Genomic DNA, 8,219 nt, shown 5'->3' with positions numbered 1-8,219 from the left:
CTTGGTTATGTATTTCTAAACCAGACGACATCGCGTTTTCGCGGGTGCTTTTAGCAGAATCGTTACGTAGCTTATCAATACGATTTAGGTAGTCTTGATCAACGTCGCCAGTAATGTATTGTCCATCAAACACTGACGTTTCAAACTTAGTGATTTCAGGGTTTTCTTGGCTAACTGCAGCAATTAAATCACTTAATGATTGAAAGATTAAACCATCAGAGCTAATGCTTTGGTTAATATCTTCAACCTCACGGCCGTGTGCAATGAGTTCAGCCGCCGATGGCATATCTATACCGTATACATTTGGAAAGCGTATTTCCGGTGCAGCTGACGCAAAGTAAACATTTTTAGCACCAGACTCGCGTGCCATCTCAACTATTTGTGCTGAAGTTGTACCACGTACAATTGAATCATCAACAAGTAGGACATTTTTACCTTTAAACTCACGGTCAATTGCATTAAGTTTTTGACGTACTGATTTTTTACGTAGCTCTTGGCCTGGCATAATGAACGTACGACCAATATAGCGGTTTTTAACAAAGCCTTGGCGATAAGGTAAATCAAGCACGCGTGCCATTTCTAAAGCGATATCACACGAAGTCTCTGGGATAGGAATAACGACATCAATGTCTTTATCGGCCCACTCACGTGCTACTTTCTCGCCTAGTTTAGTCCCCATATTTACACGTGCAGCATAAACCGACATACGATCAATGGTTGAATCCGGGCGCGCAAAGTAAACAAATTCAAAAATACACGGTGAGTAAGACACTTTATCCGCACAGGCAAAAGAATGAAACTCGCCTTTTTCCGTCACATAAATAGCTTCGCCTGGGGCAACGTCACGGATAAACTCAAAGCCATCTGGCTTTAACGCCACACTTTCTGAGGCAAACATATATTCAGTACCCGCAGCAGATTCACGTTTACCAAATACAAGAGGACGAATACCATTTGGATCGCGAAACGCCACAATACCATGGCCGATAATCATGGCAATAGTGGCATAACCACCCGTCACTTTATTGTTAACTTCAGTAACCGCGGTAAAAATATCTTCAGGGTCTAATTTAAGCTTGTCTGACTTACTTAGCTCATGTGCCATGATGTTAAGTAAAATCTCAGAATCAGAGGTAGTATTAACATGGCGACGTGCCTCTGAAAATAACTGCTCTTTTAACGACTCTGCATTGGTTAAATTACCATTATGGGCAAGTGCTATACCAAAAGGAGAGTTCACGTAAAACGGCTGAGCCTCTGACGAACTTGAAGAGCCCGCCGTTGGGTAGCGCACATGGCCAATGCCAATGTTGCCTTGCAAACGTTTCATATGACGAGTGTGAAATACATCTTTCACTAGGCCATTTGCTTTGCGCAAGCTAAATGTATTGTTCTCAATAGTTATGATACCCGCAGCATCTTGGCCACGGTGTTGCAAAACGGTTAAGCCATCATAAATCGCCTGATTAACTGGCGATGTTCCGACTATTCCAACGATACCACACATGTAATTTATCCTCGCCGATTAACGGTTTACTGAATTTAAAAAGCTCGAGTTGTTTTCTAGGTACGAAAAGAACCATTCAACTACAAAGCCAAATTCTGGAATCAAAATGGAGTTGCCCCACCAATGCGTATTTGGCGCACCAGTAAAAGCATCAAGAAAGAAGAGTAACGCGCTCACGACCAACACGCCTCGAAGAGCACCAAACACCAGACCAAAAACACGGTCTGTGCCGGATAATCCGGTTCGCTGTACAAGCTCACCTAAAATATAGTTTAGTAAACCGCCTAACAATAGCGTCGCAAAGAATAATATGGCAATGGCCGCCGCATTTCTTAAAAGGGGTTCAGAAATGGATGTTAGGAAGGAAGCTAAATATTGATAAAATAAGCTGGAGATGATGAAAGCCCCTGCCCATACCGCTAATGACATAGCTTCTTTAACAAAGCCGCGTATTAAACCGATGATGGTAGAGAGTGCAATAATGCCAAGAATGGCGTAATCAACCCAGATCATAAGAACCAAATAGTCGCTAATTTTGGGCGCATTCTATACCTAAACCTCCTCGTGATGCAAGTTTAAGCGTGAGATTGCAGATGAGTAAAAACATGCAGTTTTTAGATAAAAAATAGCGTGAAATATGTAGGCTAGAAGTGAGGATAGTTCAGGGAATAGATAAATGTGTAATATCAGCTGATAAACACATTTACCTATTAATGACTAAGTTATTTTGCCACTTCAAATTGAGTAACTTTACCGTTTAGTTTAGTTAGTTCTTTCAGTGCGGGAAGTTGGGACTGCAGCTCATTTTTACTTAATGACGGCCCTACAAATACTTTAGTTAACGTACCATTTGGCGTTTTAATTGGCCTAGTAAAGCTTTTAAAACCTTTCGTTTTTAGCTTTGCCTGCAACGCTTTTACATTTGCCGCATGAGAAAAACTACCAAGCTGAATAACATACGCCATACTTGTTAAGTTTTCATTGGTATTACGCGTAGCATCATCTTGCCCGGTAGTGACTGTGCTTTGCTTTGTATTGGCTATGACCCCTTCAACCATTGTTGGGTGTGCAGTAACGTCAGTTTCAGCAGAGCTGTTTTGTTGCTCAAATGCAGCATCATCAGGCTGAATATCTTCAATTTCATCCTCTTTTAATGGTTCTGCATTTGCCACTTGTTGATCAATTGATTCTTGTAAATCAATGGTCTTGAACTCAGAGCGTTCTGGAATCGCTTTAAAGCCTTCTTTATAGTGCACTTTTTCACCATCGAGTATATTGGGAATAAACACAATTGCTGCGATCACCACAATACTTGTTCCGACTAAGCGATTAATAAAACCTGAGTTCACCGACATCCTCTCTATTTTTTAAAGTAATGAATAGCGCCAGCAACGGTAAAAAATGAGCCAAATACAATCAATAGTGTATTACTTGGCTGGCTTGGCAAAATAGCATCCAATGCTACCTCTACGTTGCTATAACCCTGTTTAAAATGACTATTGGGTATACTTGAAAGCGCCTGTTGAAGATGGGCGGCACTATCGCCACGCGGGCCGTCTAAGCTCGCTAAAGACCATTCATCTACCACATCAGCCACTTCTTTAAGCACACCGACTTTATCTTTATCAGCAAGCATAGCGGCTAATGCATGAATTTTAAAGCCTTTATCTTTATAGCTTGCTAACTTAGTTGCTAAATAACGTGCCGATTCAGGGTTATGTGCCACATCGGTGTACACTAATGGCGACTCACTTAATTGTTGAAAGCGCCCTTCTACCACTAAGTTAGCTATGCACTGAGTTATCACTTCATCACTTGGTAATAAATCTAGCACCGACAAGGTCGTTAACGCAGTGGCCACATTTTGACACGGGATGGCCGGTTTAGGTAACTCGAGTTTATGTGCTTTAAATTGCCAACTAAAACTCTGCGCATACTCTTTAAAAATAAAGTCGCTACCCGATAGCACCATATTAGCGTTAATTTCTTTGCCATAATCGGTCATTGTATACGGAATATTTAAATCCCCAATAATTGCCGGAGTACTCTCTCTAAAAATTCCCGCCTTGTCATAAGCCACTAGCTCACGGGTATCACCTAAATATTCTTTATGATCTAAATCGATGGTGGTGATCACACTGGCAAATGGGGTAACAATATTAGTCGCGTCAAAACGCCCGCCCAAACCGACCTCTAACAACACGTAGTCAACTTCTAAGCGTTTAAATATTGCCAACGCGCCTAAGGTGCCATATTCAAAATAGGTTAATGGTGTGTCACCACGTCCTTGCTCTAGTAAATTAAACGCATCGACATGGTATTGATCGTCAAGCTCAGCGCCATTAACACGTACACGTTCATTGTAGCGAACTAAATGAGGTGAAGCATAGGTGCCAACACAATAACCCTGGGCTAATAATAATGACTCTAAACAACGTGCCGTTGTTCCTTTGCCATTGGTGCCTGCAATAAGAATGATTTTACTTGAGGAAGTTAAAAGCTCTATGTTGTTAGCAACACGAGCAACGCGCTCTAAGCCCATTTCTATATTAGCAGGGTGAACACTCTCTAAATAACAAAGCCAATCATCAAGGCTTGATGATTGGCTAGGAATTGTTTTTGTCATAGCATGTAATCAGTAAAGCTGAAATTTACGCTACTCTATGCTCTTGTTCCGTAGAAGGCAAGTTCATAAATTTTGCTAAGATACGTGCAAGCGTATCACGCATTTCTCGACGGTCAATTATCATGTCGATTGCGCCGTGCTCTAATAAAAACTCACTGCGTTGGAAACCCTCAGGTAGTGTTTCACGCACGGTTTGTTCAATAACACGCGGACCGGCAAAACCAATCAAAGCTTTAGGCTCTGCAACATTAATATCACCAAGCATTGCCAATGATGCTGATACACCACCCATTGTTGGATCAGTCATTACCGAGATGAACGGTAGGCCTTTTTCGGTCATTTTAGCAAGTGCGGCACTGGTTTTAGCCATTTGCATAAGTGACATTAGCGCCTCTTGCATACGCGCGCCGCCCGATGCAGAAAAACAAATCAGCGGCATATTATGCTCTAAACATTGGTCAACCGCATCAACAAAGCGAGCACCTACAACCGATGCCATTGAGCCACCCATAAATGAGAATTCAAATGCAACTGCAGCAACCGGAATACCTTTTAGGTTTCCTTTCATTGCAACCAGTGCGTCTTTTTCACCGCTTGACTTTTGAGCTGCATTAATACGATCTGAGTATTTTTTAGAGTCTCTAAATTTAAGCACATCTTTGGGTTCGTGTTGAGCGCCTAATTCATGACGGTCACCGTCATCTAAAAATTGTTCAAGACGCTTACGACCACTAACACGCATATGATGGTCGCACTTAGGGCATACATTTAGTGATTTTTCTAATTCTGCTTTATATAAAATTGAATCACATGACGTACATTTAGCCCATACACCTTCTGGAATTTCTTTACGACCTGAAGATTTAGTCGTTTTTGGTAAGATTTTTTCTAGCCAACTCATTTGCAACTCTCTTAATGCTGTTCTGTGTCGCGAGTCTACATGTTAACCATGCAAACAAATTTTTCCAATTAAAACATGAATTACGCTATCACGGTATAAAAAACTGGTCTTAGTAGTTAGCCCTACGAATAATAGCGTATAAAAATAACCACCTGATTACCTTTTAAATATCGGTATCGGCTAAAAACAATGGCCCCAACGGCGTTCTAGGAATATTAAAGTGTTCTGGGTAATCAACATCTACTAAATATAAACCCGCCGCTTTTGCTGTGGCGCTCGCTTTGGCACGCTCTTTAACATCTAGCAACTCTTTTAACCAAATTGGTTCATGTTTATGTAAACCGATATCCATTAAACACCCGGTAATATTACGTACCATATGATGCAAAAACGCATTGGCTTTAATATCAATAATGACATAAGCACCTTGGCGCTGTACCGATAAATGATGAATCGTTCGCGTTGCCGTATTAGCTTGGCAGTGAAGCGCTCTAAACGAGGTGAAATCGTGCTCACCTAATAAATATTGGCAAGCCTGCTGCATTTTCACTTCATCTAAAGGATGATGAAAATGGGTAACACCTTCATTTAATACCGCACCACGAAACGCATAATTATAAATCACATAACGATAACGACGAGCAGTTGCACTAAAGCGAGCATGAAAGTCTTCAACCACAGGCTGGGCAAAACGAATAGCAATGTCTTTTGGTAATAAGGTATTCATGCCTAATGTAAAGGCCACCATTTCACGATCAGCATGGGTATCAAAATGCACAACTTGACCAGTGCCATGCACGCCGGCATCGGTGCGCCCTGCACATACAATTTCAACCGGATGATTACAAATGCGCGACAACGCTTTTTCTACTTCTTGTTGTACGCTATTTACATGAGATTGACGCTGCCAACCACTGTAACGCGCGCCGTTGTATTCTACTCCAAGTGCTACTCGCATAATTACTGCTTTACCTACTGTGCTAATCGACGCTGCATTTTATGCTATATGGCGTTCCAATAAAAGCAGCGAACTAAGGTTCCTAACTATGCGATACAAAAAACCCGTTATTAGTGTTAACCAATAACGGGTTTTACAGCTCAGATATCCTTTTCAGGATTAGCTATTGTTAGTTTTTCAGCTTAGCTTTTAGATTTTGTGCTTCTTCTTGCACATCGTCTGGGCCATTATTAATAATCTCATCTAAAATTTTAACTGCCGAGTCAGCATCATCTATCTCTATATATGCGTGAGCAAGATCAAGCTTTGCCGAGTAACCACCACTTTGAGTATCAACATCCATAGGGTTATCACCAGCAAGTAATGAATCGTAGTCACCCAAACCAACATCCATATCGACGTCGGTGTAGGGTTCGTGATCTATATCCGCATCATCACTTTGCTCTAGTAATGCATCAATATCAACAAAGTCATCTTGATCTAATGGCTCAGTAACCTCAGGTTGCTCAATGGGCTCTTGCAACAATGGTGCTTTATCATCAGCTAAATCTTCATTAAGTAAGCTATTAAAATCAACATCGAATTCACTGCTGTCGCTTAAATCAACATCATCAGGTTCAGCCAACTCATTCAGTAATGAATCAAAATCTGTTTGTGTTAAATCAGCCATGAACTCATCATCTAGTTCATCATCTGAAATCATTTCTGATTCTGACGGTACTGACGTTTGCGTTAAATCAGCTTCTCGATCAGCATTTGTTTGCTGATCGGTAAATTCAGCTGACTCTGTTAACGCATCAAGTTGATCATCGTCAAAATCATCTTTAGAGCTAACAGCTTGCTCATCTGCAGCTTGTTCAGTCAGATCTGCAGACTCTGAAATATCATTATCTAAAGCTTGCTCTATATCTAACTCTGAAAACTCATTGTTAAGTAACAGCTCATCATCAAAATCATCTTCTAGGCTATCGAGATCGTTACCTGCTGATAGAGCATTAGCGAGATCTTGCTCTGCTTGGCTGGGTGACATGCCTGTGGCATCACCATCTAAATTATCACCTTGTAGCTCTTCTGGAGTTAGTGATTGTTGCTCCTCATCTGATAAAGGCAGTTCATCATCAAGCTCTAACTCAGGATACTCCTCAAGTTCTTCACTTGGGGTGATTATTTCAGGCTCATATAGCTCATCGTCTTCTGTCGATAAATCGTTGCTTTGGATATCGCCAGCAAGCGGGTCATCGCCTAAATCAATTTCCTCTTCATCAAGATCCTCGTCTAAGTCATCCATTGACCAATCAGGTACGTGTTCATCCTCATCGCCTGTTTGCTCAAACTCACTTAAAAGCTCATCGACACTTTTGAAGTTTTCATCGTTGTATTCGTCAAGCGCATCTTCTGGGTCGAGTAAAGTAGAAGAAGTATCGGTAAAATCATCTTCTGATCCAACATCAGGCTCTGCTTCCAGTTCAGGCTCTACTTCAAGCTCTGGTTCTACTTCAAGCTCTGGTTCTACTTCAAGCTCAGGCTCTACTTCAAGTTCAGGCTCTGCTTCAAGTTCAGGTTCTGCTTCAAGCTCAGGTTCTACTTCAAGCTCTGGTTCTACTTCAAGCTCAGGCTCTGCTTCAAGTTCAGGCTCTGCTTCAAGTTCAGGTTCTGCTTCAAGCTCAGGCTCGGCTTCAAGCTCAGGCTCGGCTTCAAGCTCAGGTTCGGCTTCAAGTTCAGGCTCTGCTTCAAGCTCAGGCTCTGCTTCAAGTTCAAGCTCAGCTTCTGGTTCAGGTTGCTCGTCTAAGCCATCGACTGACCAATCAGGTGCTTCTACATAATCATCACTTGTTTGTTCTAACTCACTCAGTAAATCATCAACGCTATCAAGGTTTTCATTGTTGTACTCATCAAGCGCGTCTTCTGGATCGAGTAAATTAGAAGACGTATCGGTAAAATCATCTTCTGATCCGACATTAGGCTCTGCTTCAAGTTCTAGCTCTACTTCAAGTTCAGGCTCTGCTTCAAGTTCAGGTTCTGCTTCAAGCTCAGGTTCGGCTTCAAGCTCAGGCTCTACTTCAAGTTCAGGTTCTGCTTCAAGCTCAGGTTCTGCTTCAAGCTCAGGTTCTGCTTCAAGCTCAGGTTCGGCTTCAAGCTCAGGCTCGACTTCAAGTTCAAGCTCAGCTTCTGGTTCAGGTTGCTCGTCTAAGCCATCGACTGACCAATCAGGTGCTTCTACATAATC

General features: G+C 41.8%; 7 protein-coding genes. All 7 read right to left on the bottom strand.

Annotated features, from left to right (window positions below):
- The coding region (gene purF / locus QL989_RS09690) for an amidophosphoribosyltransferase (RefSeq protein WP_290170098.1) at nt 1–1,507 on the bottom strand (1,507 nt) is incomplete at its 3' end.
- A gap of 18 nt (nt 1,508–1,525) precedes the next feature.
- A complete protein-coding gene (locus tag QL989_RS09685; protein WP_076919200.1) occupies nt 1,526–2,020 on the bottom strand; it encodes a CvpA family protein in 495 nt (164 codons plus the stop codon).
- Between the two features lie 209 nt (nt 2,021–2,229).
- Nucleotides 2,230–2,856: an SPOR domain-containing protein gene (locus tag QL989_RS09680; RefSeq protein ID WP_290170095.1), complete on the bottom strand. Its 627-nt coding sequence runs from the start codon at nt 2,854–2,856 to the stop codon at nt 2,230–2,232.
- 11 nt (nt 2,857–2,867) lie between these two features.
- A complete protein-coding gene (gene folC, locus QL989_RS09675) occupies nt 2,868–4,133 on the bottom strand; it encodes a bifunctional tetrahydrofolate synthase/dihydrofolate synthase (RefSeq protein ID WP_290170093.1) in 1,266 nt (421 codons plus the stop codon).
- 25 nt (nt 4,134–4,158) lie between these two features.
- Complete coding sequence (accD, locus tag QL989_RS09670; protein WP_008111068.1) at nt 4,159–5,034, bottom strand: acetyl-CoA carboxylase, carboxyltransferase subunit beta; 876 nt, start codon at nt 5,032–5,034, stop codon at nt 4,159–4,161.
- A gap of 163 nt (nt 5,035–5,197) precedes the next feature.
- Nucleotides 5,198–5,992, bottom strand: a complete 795-nt coding sequence (gene truA, locus QL989_RS09665; RefSeq protein ID WP_290170091.1) for a tRNA pseudouridine(38-40) synthase TruA — start codon at nt 5,990–5,992, stop codon at nt 5,198–5,200.
- Nucleotides 5,993–6,161: 169 nt separating this feature from the next.
- Nucleotides 6,162–8,219, bottom strand: a 2,058-nt coding sequence (locus QL989_RS09660) for a FimV/HubP family polar landmark protein (RefSeq protein WP_290170089.1), incomplete at its 5' end; no start/stop codon positions are given.

The organism is Pseudoalteromonas sp. APC 3224 (assembly GCF_030407535.1).
Lineage (GTDB): Bacteria > Pseudomonadota > Gammaproteobacteria > Enterobacterales > Alteromonadaceae > Pseudoalteromonas.
Note: the sequence above shows the minus strand (reverse complement) of the source record. Positions and strands in the feature narration are given on the sequence as shown.

Bases quoted from the DNA above. Each gene is read 5' to 3' on its own strand.
- QL989_RS09685 (WP_076919200.1), bottom strand. From the start codon at position 2,020: ATGATCTGGGTTGATTACGCCATTCTTGGCATTATTGCACTCTCTACC.
- folC (WP_290170093.1), bottom strand. From the start codon at position 4,133: ATGACAAAAACAATTCCTAGCCAATCATCAAGCCTTGATGATTGGCTT.
- accD (WP_008111068.1), bottom strand. From the start codon at position 5,034: ATGAGTTGGCTAGAAAAAATCTTACCAAAAACGACTAAATCTTCAGGT.
- truA (WP_290170091.1), bottom strand. From the start codon at position 5,992: ATGCGAGTAGCACTTGGAGTAGAATACAACGGCGCGCGTTACAGTGGT.